Genomic DNA, 18,736 nt, shown 5'->3' on the forward strand with positions numbered 1-18,736 from the left:
GTCGAGGAGGAGCACGGAGATGGCGTACTACCGGCAGCTGGGCAACATCCCGCCCAAGCGGCACACCCAGCACCGCACACCCGAAGGCGGGCTGTACTACGAGGAGTTGATGGGCGAGGAGGGGTTCTCCTCCGACTCGTCGCTGCTCTACCACCGGGGCATCCCCTCGGCGGTGGTCAACGCGGTGCCCTGGGAGCTGCCGGACCAGTCCACGGTGCCCAACCATCCCCTGCTCCCCCGCCACCTCAAGCTGCACGAGCTGTTCGCGGGCCAGGAGTGGAAGTCCGCGGACGTCGTGAACAGCCGCCGCCTGGTCCTCGGCAACGGCGACGTGCGGATCTCGTACGTCTCCGCCGGGGCCCCGAGCGAGCTGTACCGCAACGGGCTCGGCGACGAGTGCGTGTACGTGGAGTCCGGCTCGGGGACGGTCGAGACGGTCTTCGGCTCGATCGAGGTCGGCCAGGGCGACTACGTGATCATCCCCCGGGCCACCACCCACCGCTGGGTGCCCTCCGGGGACGAGCCGCTGCGCGCCTACTGCATCGAGGCGAACAGCCACATCACCCCGGTCAAGCGCTACCTGTCCAAGTACGGGCAGCTGCTGGAGCACGCGCCGTACTGCGAGCGGGACTTCCGCGGGCCGGTCGGGCCGCTCGTGGTCGACACCGCCGGGGACGTCGACGTTCTGGTCAAGCACCGTGGCCCGAACGGGGTTTCGGGCACCCGTTACACCGTGCCGCACCACCCCTTCGACGTGGTCGGCTGGGACGGCTGCCTGTACCCGTACGCCTTCAACATCCGGGACTTCGAACCGATCACCGGCCGGATCCACCAGCCGCCGCCGGCCCACCAGGTGTTCGAGGGCAACAACTTCGTGATCTGCAACTTCGTCCCCCGCAAGGTGGACTACCACCCGCTGTCGATCCCGGTGCCGTACTACCACGCCAACGTGGACAGTGACGAGGTCATGTTCTACTGCGGCGGCGACTACGCGGCCCGCAAGGGCTCGGGCATCGCCCAGGGCTCGATCTCGCTGCACCCGGGCGGGCACACCCACGGGCCGCAGCCGGGCGCGTACGAGCGCAGCATCGGCGTGGACTTCTTCGACGAGCTGGCCGTCATGGTGGACACCTTCCGGCCGCTGGAGCTCGGCGAGGGCGGACGGGCCAGCGAGGACGACAACTACGCCTGGACCTGGGCCGGTCGGGGGCCCGGGCGATGAGCGCCCCGGTCACCACGGGTGTGATCCCCGAGCTGCTCCGCGGGCTCTTCGACGACGCGGCGGTGTTCCCCCCGGGGAACCTGCCGGTCGCCGAGGCGGTGCCCGCCCACCGCGTCCACCGCGCGGCCTGGTACGCCGAGGCGGTCGGCCCGTTCCTCTGCGGGGCTGGCCGACTGGGCGAGTTGGCCGCCGTGGTGACGGGCGGCGCGACGCCCCCGGCCTCAGCTGCCGTGGCCGCCGCGACCGCGAGGGGCACGGAAAAGGCGGGCGCCACGCCGCTCAGGGTCGGACTCGTGCTGCCGGGGGGCAGCGCGGAGTTCGCCCCGGCGCTCGCCGCCGCCGCGCCGTTCGAGCTGGCCGGTGTCGAACTCGCCACCCGGGACGCCGCCGAGGCGGTCGCCGAACTGGACCGGCTGCTGCCGCCGCACGTACCGGCCGCCGTCGAGCTGCCGCGCGAACTCCTGCGCGGGGACGGGCTGGACGCGGTCCTGGACGTGCTGGTCGACAGCCCGTACCGGGCGAAGTTCCGCACCGGCGGGCTGGTCGCGGAGGCGTTCCCGGACGAGGACGAGCTGGCCGCCTTCCTCACCGGCTGCGCGCTGCGCGGCCTGCCGTACAAGTGCACGGCCGGACTGCACAACGCCGTCCGGCACACCGATCCGGAGACCGGCTTCGAGCACCACGGCTTCCTGAACGTGCTGCTGGCCGCGCAGGAGACCGACCGGGCGGCCGCGGCGGCGGTGCTGGCAGAGCGGGACGGCGAGGTGCTGGCCAAGGCGGCACGCGCGCTGACCGATCGTCAGGTTACGGTGATCCGTAACTCGTTCACCGCGTTCGGCACCTGCAGCATCGCCGAGCCGCTGGGCGACCTGGCCGCACTCGGCCTGCTGTCGTCGCCCGATCCACTGCCCCAGGAGGACCGTTGAGCACCACCCCCAGCAGCCCGCGCAGCTGGCTCGCCAGCGCCCAGGACTCGCCGTTCGGCGTGCACAACCTGCCGTACGGCGTCTTCACCGCCGCCGACCAGCCCGGTCGGCGCCGGATCGGCGTACGTGTCGGGGACTTCGTGCTGGACGCCGGGGCGGCCGCCCGCGCCGCCGGGGCGCCGTCCGTACTGCTGGCGGCGGACTCGCTCAACCCGCTGATGGCGGCCGGACGTTCGGTCTGGACGCAGGTGCGCTCCGACCTGACCGCCTGGCTGACCGACGAGTCCTTCCGCGAGGCGCTCTCGCCCGCGCTGCTGCCGGCGGACGAGGTCGAGCTGCACCTGCCGTTCGAGGTCGCGGACTACGTCGACTTCTACGCCTCCGAGCACCACGCCAGCAACCTGGGCCGGATCTTCCGCCCGGGCGCGGAGCCGCTCACCCCCAACTGGAAGCACCTGCCGATCGGTTACCACGGCCGGGCGGGCACCGTGGTGGTGTCCGGCACGCCGGTGGTGCGTCCGCACGGGCAGCGCAAGGCGCCGGCCGACGCCGCGCCGACCTTCGGGCCGTCGCGCCGGCTGGACATCGAGGCCGAGGTCGGCTTCGTCGTCGGCACGCCCTCGCAGCTGGGGCGGCCGGTCGTGCTGGACGACTTCCGCGAGCACGTGTTCGGCGTCTGCCTGCTCAACGACTGGTCGGCGCGCGACATCCAGGCCTGGGAGTACGTGCCGCTCGGTCCCTTCCTCGGCAAGTCCTTCGCCACCTCGGTCTCGCCGTGGATCGTGCCGCTGGACGCCCTGGAGCACGCCCGGGTCTCGCCGCCGGAGCGCGACGTCGAGCCGCTGCCGTACCTCGACGACCGGGGCAACGAGCCGTGGGGCCTGGACCTGGCGATGGAGGTCCGGCTGAACGGGCACCCGATCTCCCGGCCGCCGTTCGCCGCGATGTACTGGACCGCGCAGCAGCAGCTGACCCACATGACCGTCAACGGCGCCTCGCTGCGCACGGGCGACCTGTTCGCCTCGGGCACCGTCAGCGGGCCGGAGCCGGACACCCGGGGCGCGCTGATCGAGCTGACCTGGAACGGCGAGGAGCCGGTGAAGCTGCCGGACGGGACGACCCGGACCTTCCTGGAGGACGGCGACGAGGTCACCATCACCGCCACGGCCCCGGGGCCGGACGGCGCGGTGGTCGGGTTCGGCGAGGTGACCGGGCGGGTGCGGGGCTAAGGGCCCGAGGCTGACAGATTTCAGCGAACGGATAGCGGATAACAGCTGACAGTTTCATCTTCTGTCAGCTGTTATCCGTTGGAGATGTTGGTGATCCGCCCACCGTCCCCCAGCCGCTTCAGCCCGTGCTGCACGACGAAGAACGACGCCCGGATGTTGACCGCGAACACCTCGTCGAGCCGTTCCTGGACGGCGAGCAGGAATGACCCTGCGCACCGGCACGCCCCGAACGGCCTTGGGCGCACTGGTCCCCGGCGTACTCAACCCCGTTGGGCGACACGCATCGCCTGGCCGTAGCCGCCGAGCCACCCGGTCCCGGCCCAGCGATCACGACCGCCCCCCTCCCCGGTACGGTGGAGCGCGGAAGTCCACATCACCGAGGGACGGGAGCGGGTCCGATGGGCGTAGAGGTGGCGGAGGTCCGGGCCTTCCTGGACGAGAACGGCGACGGCGGCCTCGGCCGGATCGTGCTCAACCGCCCGCGGGCACTCAACTCCCTGACCCACGGCATGATCACCGCCCTGCGCGCGACCCTGGACGACTGGGCCGCGGACGGCCGGGTGCGCGCGGTCGTGCTGACCGGCGCCGGCGAGCGCGGCCTCTGCGCCGGTGCGGACATCCGCGCGATGCACGACGACGCCAAGGCGGGCGGGGCCGGCACCCGCGCCTTCTTCCGCGACGAGTACCGGCTGAACGCGCTGATCGCCGACTACCCGAAGCCGTACGTCGCGGTGATGGACGGCATCACGATGGGCGGCGGCGTCGGCCTGTCCGCGCACGGCGCGGTGCGGATCGTCACCGAGCGCTCCGTGGTCGCGATGCCCGAAACCCGGATCGGGCTCGTCCCGGACGTCGGCGGCAGCCGCCTGCTCGCCCACGCCCCGGGCGAGTTGGGCACCCACCTCGGGCTCACCTCGGCCTCGATGGGACCCGGCGACGCCCTGCTCTGCGGCTTCGCGGACCACTACGTCCCGTCCGCACGCCTCCCCGAGCTGCTCGACGCCCTCGCCGGCAGCGCCGATCCGGCCGCCGCCGTCGCCGCGCACGCCGAGCCCGCGCCGCCCGCCGAGCTCGCCGCCCGGCGCGAGTGGATCGACGCCTGCTACGCGGCCGACACCGTCGAGGAGATCGTCGAGCGGCTGCTCGACTCCGGTGTGCCGGAGGCGAAGGAGGCCGCCGGGCTGGTCCTCGGGAACTCCCCCACCGCCGTCAAGGTCACCCTGGCCGCGCTGCGCCGGGCCCGTACGCTGCCCTCGCTGAAGGCCGTGCTCGACCAGGAGTACCGCATCTCCTGCGCCGCGCTGGACGGCCACGACCTGGTCGAGGGCATCCGCGCCCAGGTGGTCGACAAGGACCGCAACCCGCAGTGGTCGCCGCGCGCGCTCGCCGAGGTGACGGAGGCGGACGTCGCGCGCTTCCTCGCCCCGCGCGGGGACGACGAGCTGGGCCTGGCCTGACCCCGGCCCGACCGGATCCCACCGTCTCCTCTCCCCGGAACTCCTGGAGCGCCATGACCCACCCGGGACCGGGAACTGCTCCGCGCTCGTGACCGGTGTCTCGCATGTCAAGACTGGCGCGAGGCGGGGCGCGTCGTAGATCGTTGGGTGGTCAGGGCGCGCCCGCGCGGCGCCGAACAGCGGAATGGGAGTCAACGGCGATGACCGAGACCTACGAGACGATCCTGGTCGAGCGCAAGGGACGGGTGGGCCTGATCACGCTCAACCGGCCCAAGGCGCTCAACGCGCTGAACACCCAGCTGATGAACGAGGTCGTGGCGGCCGCCACCGCCTTCGACCGGGACCCGGAGATCGGGTGTCTGGTCATCACCGGTTCGGAGAAGGCCTTCGCGGCCGGTGCCGACATCAAGGAGATGCAGGGCAACCACTTCCCGGACGTCTACCTGGACGACTGGCTGGGCCCCTGGGACCGGATCGGCGCACTGCGCAAGCCGGTGGTGGCGGCGGTGGCCGGCTTCGCGCTGGGCGGCGGCTGCGAGCTGGCGATGCTGTGCGACATCCTGCTGGCCGCGGACACCGCGAAGTTCGGGCAGCCGGAGATCAAGCTCGGTGTGATCCCGGGCATCGGCGGCTCGCAGCGGCTGACCCGGGCGGTCGGCAAGGCGAAGGCGATGGAGCTGTGCCTGACCGGCCGGATGATGGGCGCCGAGGAGGCCGAGCGGGCCGGCCTGGTTTCCCGGATCGTCCCGGCCGACCAGCTGCTCGACGAGGCGCTGGCCACCGCCGAGGCCGTCGCGGCGATGTCCACCCCGGCGGCGATCATGATGAAGGAGAGCGTCAACCGCGCCTTCGAGACCACGCTGGCGGAGGGTGTCCGCTTCGAGCGCCGACTGTTCCACGCGGCCTTCGCCACGGCGGACCAGAAGGAGGGCATGTCGGCCTTCGCCGAGAAGCGCCCGCCGAAGTTCGAGAACCGCTGACGGCGGAGGGCGGACGGTCCGCGGGGAGCGCCCGCCCGTTGACGGCTGACAACTGACGGATGACGGCTGACGGATTTCAGATGATGAAATCCGTCAGCCGTCATCTGTTCGCGGCCATCCGTTCGCGGCCATGTGTTCGCGGCCATCTGCCTGCGGTCCGCCGTCACCCGCCCGCCGTCACCCGCCCCCGGCCGCGCGCCTCACCCCTCCTCCACCAGCACCGTGTTGAGCCGTGCCAGCCCGCTGCGGGTGGCGGCGACCACGATCCGGTCGCCCGGGGTCAGCTGGCGGGTGCGGTCCGGGAAGTTCCACTGCAGGTGCGTGCTGCGCGCGAAGCGGACGGCGATCACTCGGACGCCGCCCGGGTCCTCCAGGTCGTGCCGGTTCAGACCGATCAGCCCGCTGCCGTCCTCCACCGCCAGCTCGGCGATCAGCAGCACGTGCCGGAACACCGACAGCGTCCCGCGCACCTCGCTGCCCATCAGGGCGGCGGCGAAGGCCGGCGCGGCCAGGTAGGACACCGACCGGGAGGCCGCGTTGTCCAGCGTCTTGTAGAAGTGGCCGGCGAAGTTGTCGTCGAACAGCCGCACCACCACCCGCACCTCGGGATTGCCGTGCCGCGCCTCCAGCGCCGCCTCCAGGTTGGTGGCGTCGTCCCCGCTGACCGCGACCACCGCCCGGCTGTGCTTCAGCCGGGCGCGGCGCAGCTGTTCCTCGAACGGCCCGTCGCCCAGCACGACCGGGAGGCCGAGCGCCCGGACGGCGGCGATGCCGCGGGCCTGCGGGTCCCGTTCCATGCAGACCACCGGCACGCCCAGCTCGTGCAGCTGGGTCGCGACGCGCGTACCGACGTTGCCGAGCCCGATCACGATCACGTGGTCCCGGGTGCCCGCGCTGGGGTTGCGGGGCAGCCCGCGCCGTCCGGAGCCGAGCACCTCGACCGCGATGGCGGTGGCGACCGGCGCGAAGGTGATCCCGCAGATGGTGATGACCACCTGGGCGACCCGCTGCCAGATCCCGCCCGTCCCGGTCCCGGCGGCGATGTCGGCCTGCTGGTCGGGCTGGGCGGCGCCGGCCAGGTCGAGCAGCGAGATGTAGACGGTCCAGCCGAAGTCCCGGTTGAGGTACCAGAGCACGCCGAAGGCCATCAGCACCGCGGCGAGCGCGGTGAGCAGCACCAACCGCATCCGGGCGCTGGTGAAGAACCGCATGGTGTCGAGCAGCCGCCAGCGCAGCCGTCGTACCCAGCTGATCGGCTCCCGGGGTTCGACGGGCAGCGCCTGCAGCGCGGCTCTCCCGCCCGGCGCCTCCTCGGGCTCGGCGGTCGGCACCACCGGTTCACGGTGCGCCCCGCCGCGGAGGACCGGTCCGTCGTCGCCGAACTCGCGGGCGAGGCGGACGAACTGGGCCGAGTCGCCCTCCTGTTCCGGCAGCAGGCGGATCTTGCTGAGATCCTTCCGGTCGATCTGGTCGGCGATCACGCAGATCCGGTCGGAGGTGATGGCGTCGTCGAAGGCGATGTGCAGGTACCGTCCGTCGACCTCGACCGCGTTGGGTCGTCCGAGCGCGGCGGCGGCGAAGGCCGGGGCGGCGGTGGCGGAGCCGGAGAGCGCGGCGCCGTTCTTGAGCAGCCGTTGGATGTTCTCGCCGAGTCGCTGGTTGAACATCCGGAACACGATCCGGATGTCCGGGTTGTGGTCCTGGGCGCTGAGTGCGGCGTGGATGTTCTCCTGGTCGCTGCCCTCGACCAGGGCAAGTCCACGGGCGGTGCCGATGGACACCGCACGCAGCGCTTCCTCGGTGACACTCGGGTACTCGACCACGGCGGCGACTCCGGGGAGTCGCTCGATCTGCGGCGCGTGGTCGCGGGTCCGGTCGGCGACCAGGACGACGACCGGAACCTCGTAGTGCTCGACGAGTTCCAGGACCAGCCGGTGTGCCAGCGCGTTGCCCCCGCAGACGATGTAGTGCTGGCTGATCGGCTCGACCGGAGGGGTCCCCCACCCTTCAGAAGTCATACCGATGGATGATATCGACAGCGAGTGACCGGAGGATGTCATTCCGGCAACTGTCGGAAGTCACTCGAACGGACCTACCCAACGCGCGGCTTGACGGCGGAACGATGAGGCTGGGGTGCGTTCTCCGCCCCCAGCCCCGAGGAGTAACCCACCGTGGCCCCTCCGATCATCACCCCCGACGGCACCCCGGTCCAGGGCCCGCTCGGCATGCTCGCCAGGGCCGCCTGGCAGATGCTCCTGGCCGCCGGTGTGGCCTCGCTCGCCCTCGGCATCGTCGTCTTCTCCTGGCCCCGGGAGACGCTGCTGGTGGTGGGCGTGCTGTTCGGCCTCTACCTGCTGGTCATCGGCATCGTGCAGCTGGTCGCCGCGTTCGGCACCCACACCGCCACCGCGATGCGGGTGCTGGCCTTCATCAGCGGCGCGATCAGCGTGCTGCTCGGGCTGCTCTGCTTCCGCAGCGCGGCGCAGTCGCTGCTGCTGCTCGCGCTCTGGATCGGCATCGGCTGGCTGTTCCGCGGCATCACCCAGTTCGTCGCCGCGGTCTCCGACCCGCTGATGCCCGCCCGCGGCTGGCAGGCCTTCGCGGGTGTGGCCAACACCCTGGCCGGTGTGCTGCTGATCGTCTGGCCGGTCGGTTCGATCTCCGCGCTCACCGTGCTGGCCGGGTGCTGGCTGCTGATCCTGGGCGTGGTCGAGATCGCGACGGCCCTCCAGATGCGCAGCCGGGCCAAGCGGATCCCTTCGGGGGCCTGACCGGCCGCCAGGCCGCGGCCGCGCGAGATGGCCACTGTTCGAGGAGGCCGCCACCACTCCCGGCGCCGCGCTACCCCCTCCGCCGCTACGGCCGAGGCGCGTAGCCGAGCCGGAAGGTGGCGGTCTCCAGCCTTTCCGGGCTGAGCCGGACGTCGGTCAGCCGCTCGGCGAGCGCGAACGCGGCCTCGGTGTGCAGCTCGTAGCGCTCCCCGTCCAGCTGGAAGCCGCAGGCCGTCAGCAGCTCCGGGGTGCCCGGGGCCTCGGCGTCCGTGCCGTCCCGCTGGTCGACGAAGAGTGGCTCGAAGTCCAGCCGGCAGGTGCCGTGCTCCCACCAGTGGAAGCGGTCCGCCGCGTTGACGTTCCGGAAGTGCGAGACCAGCCGGGTGCCCTCACCGAGCCGGGGGACGACCTCGTACAGGCTGCCGAGGTAGCCGTACGGCTCGACCGCGAGCGCCCAGCCGTCGAGCTCGGCGACGGCGACGAGGATGCGGTCCTCGTCCAGGTCGAACAGTTCCTCGGCCTCCTCGTCCTCCCCGTCGCCGAAGGTCTCCCAGGCGGCGAGCACCGCGTCCAGCCCGGTCACCTCCCGGCCGGTCAGGGCGTCGAAGCGGCGCAGCAGTTCCTCGGCGCCGACCCCCTGGACCTGGGTGAGGCAGTAGGCCTCGCCCAGGACGGGGTAGCGCTTCTCGAACCAGGCGTAGTCGGTGGCGTGTGCGGCGGTCATGCGCAGGATGCTGCCAGACCCCGCTGACAGCGCCCTCCGCGCCCCTGGTCGCTCAGCGCCAGACCGGCGTGTCCGTCCCCCAACGCCCGGGCGGGCGGGCCCAGTCGACGGGCGCGCCCTCGTAGCCGATGGGCGGCAGGGCGTGCCGCAGCCGTCCGTACGCCGAGTCGGTCTCGGTGAGCCGGCTCGCCGGGTCGTACGGCTCGGTGCCCGGGCGCGGTGCGGCCTTCGGCTCGGGCTCGATGCCGTGCAGCAGCCAGGAGGCGGTGCCGGCCAGGGAGAAGCGCAGGTGGCGGCCGCCGGGGCGGTCGGTGCGCTGGTCGGTGAGGGCGCGCAGGACGGCGGCGGCGAGGAGGTAGCCGGTGCCGTGGTCGAGGGCCTGGGCGGGCAGGACGCCGGGGCGGCCGTCGGGGGCCGCCTCGTGGGCGGCGATGCCGACGCCGGCCTGGACCAGGCTGTCGAAGCCGCGGCGGCCGGCCCACGGACCGGTCCAGCCCCAGGCGCAGACCTGCGCGAGGATCAGGTCGGGGCGGCGGGCGAACAGCGCGTCGGGGGCGAGGCCGTGGGCGTCCAGGGATCCGGGGCGGTAGCCGGTCACGACGACGTCCGCGGTGTCGAGCAGGCCCTCGAAGACCGCGCGGTCGGCCGGGTCGGCGAGGTCCAGGCGGGTGGAGCGCTTGCCGAAGCCGGTGTCGGTGTGGGCGTCCTCGGCCTCGGGCAGCCGGGGCGAGTCGATCCGCAGGACGTCGGCGCCGAGCAGGGCGAGGGTGCGGGTGGCGACCGGTCCGGCTATCACCCGGGTGAGGTCGAGGACCCGGATCCCGGCGGCGGGCCGGTCCACCGGGGCGGCGCCGAGCGGACGGGCCGGCGCGGACCTTGTCTCCCGGCGCTCCACCAGGGGGTGCACGGCCGCACTCACCGGCGCGACCGCCACGGCGAGCGCCCCCACCGCGTACGCGCGCTCCTGCACCTGCTCGGCCGGCAGCTTGCCGAGCGCCTCGGCGAGCTGGTCGGGCCCGGCGTCCGGGGCGAGGTCGAGGACGGCGAGCAGCCGGTCCCGGTGGTGCGGGTAGTTGGCGTGGGTGCGGACCCAGCCGTCGGCGGTGCGCCAGAACCCGGAGTGCGGGGCGAAGCTGACGGGCGTACGGCCGTCGATCGCCAGGTGCCGCTCGCTGACGAAGGCGGTGGCGACGGCCCCCTCGTCCACCCGGACGGCGGGGACGGGCCCGCCCGCGCGGTGCGCGGCCAACTCGGCGGCGGCCAGCGAACAGGCGGCCACGGTGGCGCGGGCGAGCCGGCGCACCGGCAGGCCGGAGGGCAGGACGTCCTGCGGGCCGCGGAAGCCCACCCGGTCCAGGAGTTCGGCCGGTCCGCCGAGGGCGGCCCAGGCGTCGGCGGTCGGACGGTCAGCAGTTGGACGGTCGGCGGTCGGACGGTCGGCGGGCCCGCCCTCGGACGGCATCGGACGATCTGTCATGTCCGGCATTGTGCTCCGCTTTCCCGCGTTCCCGCCGTGACGTCCGCCACTGGGCGCCGACCACCCTCCCCGCCGCGCGGCCCGCCGTCCGGTTCACCGGCATTCGCACTGGTCAGGACGGGTTCGACGGGGAAGCAGGGCAGGCCGGGCGGCCAGCCGGTGGTCCGCGTGTAGGGTGCGAAGCAGCGGCCGGTTCCGGCCGTAGGCACGGGGGCTGAGTGACAAGGGGGACGAATGCACAGGATCCGCCGTCTCGACCTGGGCTACTTCGTCCGGCCGGCCTCCGAGGTGGGCGGCCCCGAGCCTCGGGTGGAGCCGGTGCTCGCGTACCTGGTCCGGGGCCCGGAGGGGCTGCTGCTGTTCGACACCGGGATCGGCGCGGGCTCGCTGGAGACCGAGGCGCACTACCGCCCGGTCCGCCGCCCGCTGCCGGAGGCGCTCGCCGCGGCCGGCGTCTCGGTCTCGGACATCGACCTGGTCGTCAACTGCCACCTGCACTTCGACCACTGCGGCGGCAACCCGCTGCTCGCCGGGACGCCGGTCCTGGTCCAGGCCGAGGAACTGGCCGCTGCCCGACGCGGCGACTACACCATCGACGCGCTGGTCGACTTCCCCGGCGCCGTCTACCGCGAGCTCGACGGCGAGACCGAGATCTGGCCCGGCGTCCAGGTGCTGCCCACCCCCGGACACACCGACGGCCACCAGTCCCTGCTGGTCGAGCGGCTGGGCGACTGCACGGTCCTGCTGGCCGGGCAGGCGTACGACTTCGCCACCGAGTACGGGCAGGCGGTGCTCGCCCGGCAGGCCGCCCGTGAGGGGGCGGCCGCGCCGCTGCCCGGGTACCGCGCCTGGCTGGACCGGGTGGCCGAGCACGGGCCGCGCCGGGTGCTCTTCGCGCACGACCACGCGGTCTGGGAGCTCGCCTGACGGATCGCCGGGGACGCAGACGCGGGCCCGGGCGAGGACTCGGACGAGGGTTTCGAGCGAGGGCCCGGGCGAGGACTCCAGCCCGGGGCCGGGGGAGGACTCCAGCCCGGGGCCGGGCGAGGGCTCAGAAGGTGAACCGCAGCGACCGGACCCGGTGGTCGAAGCTGGACGGGACGAGTTCCGGCGCGCCGACCGACCGCGCGTCGGGCAGCCGGGTGAACAGCTCCCGCAGCAGCGCCGTCATCTCCTGCCGGGCCAGATGGGCGCCGAGGCAGTAGTGCGGCCCACCGCCGCCGTAGCCGAGGTGGGGGTTGGGGCTGCGGGTGATGTCGAAGGCGTCCGGGTCGGGGAAGGCCTCCTCGTCCCGGTTCGCCGAGCCGTAGTACAGCGCGACCTTCTCCCCCGCCCGCAGCAGCGGGCCGCCGGGGCCGCCCAGCTCGTGGTCCACCGCGACGGTCCGGCGGAACTGGATGATCGGCGAGGCATGCCGGACGATCTCGTCCACCGCGCCGTCGAGCCGCCCGTCCAGGTCGGCGAGGAGCAGGGCCCGCTGCTCGGGGTTGACGGTCAGCAGGTGCAGGCCGTGGGCCAGCGCGTTGCGGGTGGTCTCCACCCCGGCCACCAACAACAGGGTGAAGAAGGCGCCCAGCTCCCGGCCGGTGAGCCGGCGGCCGTTTACGTCGGCGGTGACCAGCGCGGAGATCAGGTCCTCGGCGGGCCGGCGGCGGCGCTCGCGGCCGATCCCGGCGACGATGCCCTGCATCCGGGCGAGCGCCGCCAGCCCGCGCCCGGGCACCCGGAACCGGCGGCGCAGCGGACGGGCCACGCCGATGTCCTCGGAGGTGCGGTTGACCAGGTCGAGGATGGCGCGGCGCGATTCCGCGGGGATGCCCATCATGGTGCAGATCACCTGGAAGGGGAGCTCGGCGGCGACCGCGCCGACGAAGTCCTCCGGCCGACCGCGTTCGACCTCGTCCACCAGGGCGGTGGTGATCCGGTGGACGTCCTCCTCGACCCGGCCGAGCAGCCGCGGGGTGAAGGCCCGCGAGACGATCCGGCGCAGCTGGGCGTGGCGGGGGTCGTCGAGGTTGACCATGGAGTCGCCGAACAGCACCCGGACCCAGCGGGCCGGCTCGGGGGTGGTCACGCCCGGGCCGGAGAGGAAGACGGCGGGGGTACGGCTGGCCTCGACCACGTCGGCGTGCCGGACCAGGGCGTGGAAGCCGCGACCGGTGGCGCGGTCTCCGAAGTACACCGGGGCGGGGCGGCGGCGCAGCTCGGCGAAGGCGGCGGCTCGGGCGGGGGCGGGCAACTGCCAGAAACGGGGGTCGGCGAGGTCGGGGGTGGCTGACGCCGGGGTTCCTGCCGGGGTGGCCGCGGAGATCTCCGTCGGGGCGTCCATGGTCCTGCCTCCTGCTTCCGGCCCGCTTCCTTCCGGCACGTACGGCCCGTGTCGGCGTGAGCACATTTAGTGAGCAGAGGTTGCGCGATGTCAAGTCGCATCGACGGCTGCATGAATGGGTGCCATGAGCGGCTGATCGGTTCATCTGGCGACCGGGCCGGCCTGCCGGTCGACCGGGTAGGCGGGGATCGGGCAGGCGGGGACCGGGAAGCCGGGCATGGTCTCACGGGATGGAACCGGCCAATGCCGGAGGGTGCGGTACGGGCCGGGCAAAGCGGATGCGACGATGAGTGCCATCGTGATGACCGACCGGATTCGCCTGCTGCGCGCCGCGGTCTTCGCCGCGCTGTGCGTGGCGATGGCCGCCACGGCGCACGTCGCCATGGCCGGGGCCGGGGTCTCGCCACCGGTGTTGTTCGGCGCGTTCGGGGCGGTCCTCGGGCTGACCTGGCTGCTGGCCAGGAAGCCGCGCGGGCTCGGTGTGATCAGCGCGTGGATGGTCGCGGCGCAGAGCGCGCTGCACCTGCTGTTCGAACAGGCCGGGTCGTTCGGTCGCGGGGGCGGCGGTCTCAGCCGACTCGCCACCACGGACTGGGCCGCCCTGCTGCTCTGCAACCCGGACCGGGTACCGGACGGGCTCTCCCCCGTCGAGCTGGCACGGATGGCCGGCATCAACCCGGACGTCCCGCCGGCGACCGCCGGCCTGCGCCCCCTCGCGGGGATGCACCACGGGGCGGCGGCCGGGTCGGCCGACGGGATGGCCATGGACATGGGCCTGCCCGGCATGCCGGGGATGCCCGGCATGCCCGCCGGGACGTCCCACGCAATGTCGTCGGGGATGTCGCATGACCTGTCCGGCGGGATGACGCACGGAATGACGCACGGGATGCCCCCCGGCATGTCGCACGGCATGTCGCCGGGGATGGCGATCGCCCACGTGCTGGCGGCGCTGGCCTGTGCGCTGCTGCTCTGGCGTGGTGACGTCGCGCTGGTGCGACTCTTCGAGCTGCTCGGCGCGCTCGGGAGCGTGGTCGCGGGGGCGCTGCTGCTCCCGCTACTGGCGCTGGTCGGCCGCCCCTTCGGGTACCGGCCGCCGGCACCGCCCCGGCCCGCCGACCGACCTGCCCGGCCGCCCCGGTCGGCGCTGCTCACGCATGCCGTCGTCCGGCGCGGCCCGCCGGCGTTCGCCCTCGCCTGCTGACGCGCCCGCCGCACCCCTCCCCCGGCCGACCTCGGCTGCTGCCGGGACCTCCGTGACGGGCAGGTCGCCCTGTCGTGCCGTCGTCCGTCGCACCCCGCTGCCACCGCACCTTCGGGTCGCTGTGCCGGAGTGCCGCCACGCACCGTGCCGAGCAGGGTTCGGGCCCGCGTTCGCCGACGCCTTCTACCAGAGGTGCGGTGTGCCGCGCGATCGCCCCACGGACGTCTGCGGTGCCGCTGCGCGCGGCGCCGTTCCCAGCCTTCCCCTCGGGACCTTCCCATGCCTCACTACGACGGCGCACCGGCTCCGGCCTGCGCCACCGTCCTACCGCTCCGCGCCCTGCGGGCCCTCCGGAGCGTGACCGACCGGGTCTTCCGCCTCCAGCTGGGCCAGCAGCCGGGCCGACCACTCCGGCGACGGCCCGTCGGTGGCGGCCGCCCACACCTCGCCGCGCAGCCGCTCGGCCCGGTCGTGCCACTCCCGGCAGCCGGTGCAGCGCGCGAGGTGCTTGTCCAGCCGGGTGTCCGACAGGCCACTCGATTCACCGTCGAGCCGGGCGGACAGAGCGGTACGGAACTGCGCGCATCTCATGTGACCATCGTCGCGCACGGCCGGTGCGCCGGGACGGCGGGCCCGGCGGACCGGGCTGGCCGGGCGGGCCGGGCGGGCCGGGCGGGCCGGGCGGGAGGCCGCCGTGGATGACGACCAGCTCACCGCGCTCGCGCTGACCGCCCGCTCGGGCCGGGCGGCGGACGTCGAGGCCTTCGTCCGCGCGACCCAGCGGGACGTGTGGCGCTTCGTCGCCCACCTGACGGACGTCCAGTCCGCCGACGACCTCGCCCAGGAAACCTTCCTGCGCGCATTGCGCAGCCTGCCCGCCTTCGCCGGACGCTCCTCGGCCCGCACCTGGCTGCTGTCCATCGCCCGGCGCACGGTGGTCGACCGCTACCGGATGGCCGCCGCCCGGCCGCGCTGCGCGGCGCTGCCGGACTGGCAGGAGGCGGCGGAGCGGCAGGGCGCCACCCCGACGGCCGGGTTCGAGGACGGGATCGCCCTCGGGGACCTGCTCGACCGGGTGCCCGCGCAGCGGCGGGAGGCCTTCGTGCTGACCCAGGTGGTCGGCCTGAGCTACGCCGAGGCGGCGGAGGTCGCGGGCTGCCCCGTCGGCACCGTCCGCTCCCGGGTCGCCCGGGCGCGCGAGGAGCTGATGGCGCGACTGCGGGCGGCCGAGACCGGGGAGCTCGCGGCGGCCTGCTGAGCGGGGGCGGGCAGCCGACCGCGGACAAGTAACAGATTGCAGATGACAGATGACAGCTGACAGATTTCGAAATCTGTCAGCTGCTATCTGTTCGCCGAAAGTCGCCCCTCGCAAAAATTCCCCCCGGGTGTTCGGAGCTGGAGCCGCCGCGTCCTCGACCAAGCCGTTCCCGACCGACCATCAGACCGAGCCGGCCGACCGGTGGAGCCTGGCCGTTGCCGCCGGGCTGCTCTCGTTCGTCGCGATGCTCGACATGAACGTGGTCAGCCTGGCGCCCACCGACGTATCCGCCGCCCTGCACGTCACCGCTGGGGACGCCGCCTACGAAAGCCGCATGACGGCCCCTCACGACCGCCCTGCCCGTAGGGTGGCCGGATGGCCGAACCCACCCTGCTGCGCGACGACCTCGACCTGCCCGTACGGATCGGGCCGCACCCGCCGCGCCGGGTGGTCTCGCTGGTGCCCTCGCTGACCGAGGCGGTCGCCGCCACCGCAGCCGGCCTGCTGGTCGGCGCCACCGACTGGTGCAGCCACCCCGCTGACCTGGCCGTCACCCGGATCGGCGGCACCAAGAACCCGGACGTACCGGGCATCCTCGCCCTCGGACCGGACCTCGTGCTGGCCAACGACGAGGAGAACCGGCGTCCCGACCTGGACGCGCTGCGGGCCGCCGGGGTGCCGGTCTGGGTCACCGACATCCGCACTCTGGACGACGCGTTCCGCTCGCTGGACCGCCTGCTCACCGCCGCCTGCCGACTGCCCCGCCCGGCCTGGCTGGACGAGGCGGAGGCGGCCTGGCGCGAGGTGCGGCCGACGGCGGACGGTCCGCGCGCGATCGTGCCGGTCTGGCGCCGCCCTTGGATGGTGCTCGGCCGTGACACCTTCGCCGGGGACCTGCTGCGCCGTCTGGGCCTGCGGCTCGTCCACGCCGACCACCCCGAGCGCTACCCCGCTGTGCCACTGCCCGAACTCCTGGCGAGCGGAGCGGAGTTGGTGGTGCTGCCGGACGAACCGTACCGCTTCACCCCCGAGGACGGCCCGGAGGCGTTCCCGAACGTCCCGGCCGCGCTGGTCAGCGGACGGCACCTGACCTGGTACGGCCCCTCCCTGGTCGCCGCGCCGACCGTGCTGCGGCAGGCGATCGACCACCCGTTCGTACAGGGCTCGATGCCCACATCGTAGGATGACCGCCACTCTCCGGGATCACCGGCGACAAGTGGGGGGAACCACGCATGAAGCTGAGCACCACCCGGCGGACACTGATCCTGGTGTCCGCCACCGCCGTGTCGACCGCCGTCCTGGCGGGCTGCGGCACCAAGCACACCGACGACCACCAGAACGCGGCGGCGACCGGCACGCCCGCGGCCGCCACCGCCTCGCCGAGCGACACGCCGAGCCCGTCCGCGAGCGCCGCCCCGACGCCGACCGACTCGGCGTCAGCCGGCCCCAGTGCCTCGCGCAGCCCGAGCGCCGCCGCCAGTACCGGGGCGGGCAAGACGGCGAAGGCCGCACCGAGCACCCAGCCGGGCACCGCCAAGCCGGCCCCCGGCAACGCGGCCGCCGCGCCCGCCACCCAGCCGCCGGTCGAGAAGCCCGTCGTCGCCGCCCCGGTACCCACCGCCAAGCCCGGCGCGGTTGCGCTCCCGCCGCCGCCCGCACCGCCGGCCCCGCACGTGCCGCCGCTGCAGAGCGGCTGTCAGCCCAGCAAGCCCCAGCCGGACGAGCTCAAGGAGGCCGTCGGCGCGGCGCTCACGGCAGCGGCCGGCCAGTCCCGGGTGCTCACCCTCAGCTCGGGCGGCACCGACAAGCTCCCGCCGCTGCCGGTCAACCTGGTCAAGGCGATCGCCTGGCAGGAAAGCGGCTGGCAGTCCGGCATCCTCGCCTGCGACGGCGGGATCGGCACCATGCAGGTCATGCCGAACACCGTCAACTGGATGAACGGCAAGTTCGGTACGACCTCCGACCCGAAGACCCTTGCCGGGAACGTGCAGCTCGGCACCCAGTTGCTCAACTGGCTGGTCGCCTACTACGGCGACTCCTCCTTCGGCGGCAAGTACGACCTCTCCCCCGACCCGGTCACCGGCAAGACACCGCTGCTCGACCTGGTCATCTCGGCGTACAACGCGGGCGCGGGCAACGTGCACTACAACGCCGTCACCGACCCGACCACGGGCGAGGTCGTCGGCAGCCTGGACATCCCGAACCCGAAGTACGTGTCCAACGTGAAGGCGCTGATGTCCAGCCAGCCGTGGAACAAGGCAGGCTGACGAGCCACAGCTCTCGGCTGACGGCCCGCATGCAGCACAGGGCCCGGGACGCTCGTGCGTCCCGGGCCCTGCTGTGGGTACTGACGCGTCAGCCGCGCGCGGCGGCGACGGCGGCGCCCAGCGCCTCCTTGATCCGGGGACCGAGGCGGGCGAAGCCCAGCTCCTTCATGGCGGCCCGGAGCAGCTCCTCGTCGGTCCGCCCGGTACCGTCACCGTCGACCCAGCGGACGACGGCGAGCAGCTCGTCGGCCGAGTAGGCGGTCACGGGGCGGCCGGGGGTGAAGTCCGGCTTCTCGGGACGGCCGGCGGCGGCCTCGGGGGCGGGCTCGGCAGCGGTCGACTCGGCGACGGGCTCGGGCTCGACGGCGGGCTCGGGCTCGACGGCGGGGGCTTCCTCGACGGCCTCGGACTCGACGACGGGCTCCGCGACCTCGACGGCAGGAACCTCGGCGACAACCTCGGGCTCGACGGCGGGCTCCTCGGCCACGGCCGCCGGGGGTTCCTCGGCAGTCTCGGCCTCGATCACCGGCTCGGCGACCTCAGCGACCTCGGCGACCTCGGCGACCTCGGCGACCTCGGCGACCTCGGCGACCTCGGCGACCGGAGCCTCCTCGGCCCCGTCAGCCTCAGCAGCCGACTCCTCGACCTCGGTGGCAGGGGCCTCGTCGACGGCCTCGACCTCAGCCGCCGGCTCCCCAACCTCAACAGCCTCGACGGGCTCGGCGATCGCCGCCTCGGTCAGCTCCTCGACCTCAGCCACAGACTCCCCGACCTCAACGGCAGGAGCCTCATCGGCAACCTCGACCTCAGCCGCCGGCTCCCCAACCTCAACAGCCTCGACGGGCTCGGCGATCGCCGCCTCGGTCAGCTCCTCGACCTCAGCCACAGACTCCCC

At 73.7% G+C, this 18,736-nt stretch carries 17 protein-coding genes and 1 pseudogene; 11 read left to right on the forward strand and 7 right to left on the reverse strand.

Going from position 1 to position 18,736, the window contains the following annotated elements; translation table 11 throughout:
• Positions 1-19: 19 nt before the first annotated feature.
• The 3 genes from ACIRYZ_RS04135 to fahA are packed head-to-tail and all read left to right on the forward strand — an operon-like array spanning position 20 to position 3,377.
• Complete coding sequence (locus ACIRYZ_RS04135; RefSeq protein ID WP_402939214.1) at positions 20-1,222, forward strand: homogentisate 1,2-dioxygenase; 1,203 nt, start codon at positions 20-22, stop codon at positions 1,220-1,222.
• Positions 1,219-2,148: a hypothetical protein gene (locus ACIRYZ_RS04140; RefSeq protein WP_402939217.1), complete on the forward strand. Its 930-nt coding sequence runs from the start codon at positions 1,219-1,221 to the stop codon at positions 2,146-2,148. Before ACIRYZ_RS04135 ends, ACIRYZ_RS04140 begins: the two co-directional genes overlap by 4 nt.
• A complete protein-coding gene (gene fahA, locus ACIRYZ_RS04145; protein WP_402939218.1) occupies positions 2,145-3,377 on the forward strand; it encodes a fumarylacetoacetase in 1,233 nt (410 codons plus the stop codon). The genes ACIRYZ_RS04140 and fahA overlap by 4 nt, the downstream gene beginning before the upstream one ends.
• 71 nt (positions 3,378-3,448) lie before the next feature.
• Here fahA and ACIRYZ_RS04150 read toward each other — a convergent pair whose 3' ends face one another.
• Positions 3,449-3,622, reverse strand: coding sequence for a hypothetical protein (locus ACIRYZ_RS04150; RefSeq protein ID WP_402939221.1), 174 nt, complete (start codon positions 3,620-3,622; stop codon positions 3,449-3,451).
• A gap of 153 nt (positions 3,623-3,775) precedes the next feature.
• Here ACIRYZ_RS04150 and ACIRYZ_RS04155 point away from each other — a divergent pair, with 153 nt between their 5' ends.
• A complete protein-coding gene (locus ACIRYZ_RS04155) occupies positions 3,776-4,834 on the forward strand; it encodes an enoyl-CoA hydratase/isomerase family protein (RefSeq protein WP_402939224.1) in 1,059 nt (352 codons plus the stop codon).
• 200 nt (positions 4,835-5,034) lie between these two features.
• Positions 5,035-5,814 (forward strand): enoyl-CoA hydratase, encoded by a 780-nt coding sequence (locus tag ACIRYZ_RS04160; protein WP_402939226.1) that lies wholly within the window; start codon positions 5,035-5,037, stop codon positions 5,812-5,814.
• A gap of 200 nt (positions 5,815-6,014) precedes the next feature.
• Here the strand turns inward: ACIRYZ_RS04160 and ACIRYZ_RS04165 are convergent, their stop codons facing one another.
• Positions 6,015-7,832 (reverse strand): NAD-binding protein, encoded by a 1,818-nt coding sequence (locus ACIRYZ_RS04165; protein ID WP_402939229.1) that lies wholly within the window; start codon positions 7,830-7,832, stop codon positions 6,015-6,017.
• A 153-nt stretch (positions 7,833-7,985) separates the two neighbouring features.
• Here ACIRYZ_RS04165 and ACIRYZ_RS04170 point away from each other — a divergent pair, with 153 nt between their 5' ends.
• Complete coding sequence (locus ACIRYZ_RS04170) at positions 7,986-8,585, forward strand: HdeD family acid-resistance protein (protein ID WP_402939231.1); 600 nt, start codon at positions 7,986-7,988, stop codon at positions 8,583-8,585.
• 85 nt (positions 8,586-8,670) lie between these two features.
• Here ACIRYZ_RS04170 and ACIRYZ_RS04175 read toward each other — a convergent pair whose 3' ends face one another.
• Together ACIRYZ_RS04175 and ACIRYZ_RS04180 are read right to left on the reverse strand one after the other, a co-directional pair.
• Positions 8,671-9,309, reverse strand: coding sequence for a DUF6461 domain-containing protein (locus tag ACIRYZ_RS04175; RefSeq protein ID WP_402939234.1), 639 nt, complete (start codon positions 9,307-9,309; stop codon positions 8,671-8,673).
• 52 nt (positions 9,310-9,361) lie between these two features.
• Positions 9,362-10,786: a CoA transferase gene (locus tag ACIRYZ_RS04180; protein WP_402939237.1), complete on the reverse strand. Its 1,425-nt coding sequence runs from the start codon at positions 10,784-10,786 to the stop codon at positions 9,362-9,364.
• Between the two features lie 234 nt (positions 10,787-11,020).
• Between ACIRYZ_RS04180 and ACIRYZ_RS04185 the strand changes: the two genes are divergently transcribed.
• The gene (locus ACIRYZ_RS04185) at positions 11,021-11,713 is read left to right on the forward strand and encodes an N-acyl homoserine lactonase family protein (RefSeq protein WP_402939240.1); all 693 of its coding nucleotides are present in this window, start codon (positions 11,021-11,023) and stop codon (positions 11,711-11,713) included.
• Between the two features lie 124 nt (positions 11,714-11,837).
• Here the strand turns inward: ACIRYZ_RS04185 and ACIRYZ_RS04190 are convergent, their stop codons facing one another.
• On the reverse strand, positions 11,838-13,115 hold the full coding sequence (locus ACIRYZ_RS04190; RefSeq protein WP_402939243.1) for a cytochrome P450: 1,278 nt from the start codon (positions 13,113-13,115) through the stop codon (positions 11,838-11,840).
• Positions 13,116-13,401: 286 nt separating this feature from the next.
• On the opposite strand from ACIRYZ_RS04190, the gene ACIRYZ_RS04195 reads away from it, so the two are divergent.
• Positions 13,402-14,316: a hypothetical protein gene (locus tag ACIRYZ_RS04195; protein ID WP_402939246.1), complete on the forward strand. Its 915-nt coding sequence runs from the start codon at positions 13,402-13,404 to the stop codon at positions 14,314-14,316.
• A 324-nt stretch (positions 14,317-14,640) separates the two neighbouring features.
• On the opposite strand, the gene ACIRYZ_RS04200 is transcribed toward ACIRYZ_RS04195, so the two are convergent.
• Positions 14,641-14,907, reverse strand: coding sequence for a zf-HC2 domain-containing protein (locus tag ACIRYZ_RS04200; protein WP_402939249.1), 267 nt, complete (start codon positions 14,905-14,907; stop codon positions 14,641-14,643).
• 103 nt (positions 14,908-15,010) lie between these two features.
• Between ACIRYZ_RS04200 and ACIRYZ_RS04205 the strand changes: the two genes are divergently transcribed.
• The 3 genes from ACIRYZ_RS04205 (at position 15,011) to ACIRYZ_RS04215 (ending at position 17,841) form a co-directional block, all read left to right on the forward strand.
• On the forward strand, positions 15,011-15,574 hold the full coding sequence (locus ACIRYZ_RS04205) for a sigma-70 family RNA polymerase sigma factor (protein ID WP_402939252.1): 564 nt from the start codon (positions 15,011-15,013) through the stop codon (positions 15,572-15,574).
• Between the two features lie 375 nt (positions 15,575-15,949).
• Positions 15,950-16,756, forward strand: a complete 807-nt coding sequence (locus tag ACIRYZ_RS04210) for a helical backbone metal receptor (protein WP_402939255.1) — start codon at positions 15,950-15,952, stop codon at positions 16,754-16,756.
• A 50-nt stretch (positions 16,757-16,806) separates the two neighbouring features.
• Positions 16,807-17,841 carry a transglycosylase SLT domain-containing protein gene (locus ACIRYZ_RS04215; RefSeq protein WP_402939258.1) on the forward strand — a complete coding sequence of 345 codons (1,035 nt, stop codon included), beginning with the start codon at positions 16,807-16,809 and terminating at the stop codon, positions 17,839-17,841.
• A gap of 88 nt (positions 17,842-17,929) precedes the next feature.
• On the opposite strand, the pseudogene ACIRYZ_RS04220 reads toward ACIRYZ_RS04215, so the two are convergent.
• Positions 17,930-18,736: pseudogene (locus ACIRYZ_RS04220) on the reverse strand (hypothetical protein); the annotation flags it as partial.

Origin of the sequence: Kitasatospora sp. NPDC101155, from assembly GCF_044768305.1 — a bacterium.
GTDB lineage: Bacteria > Actinomycetota > Actinomycetes > Streptomycetales > Streptomycetaceae > Kitasatospora.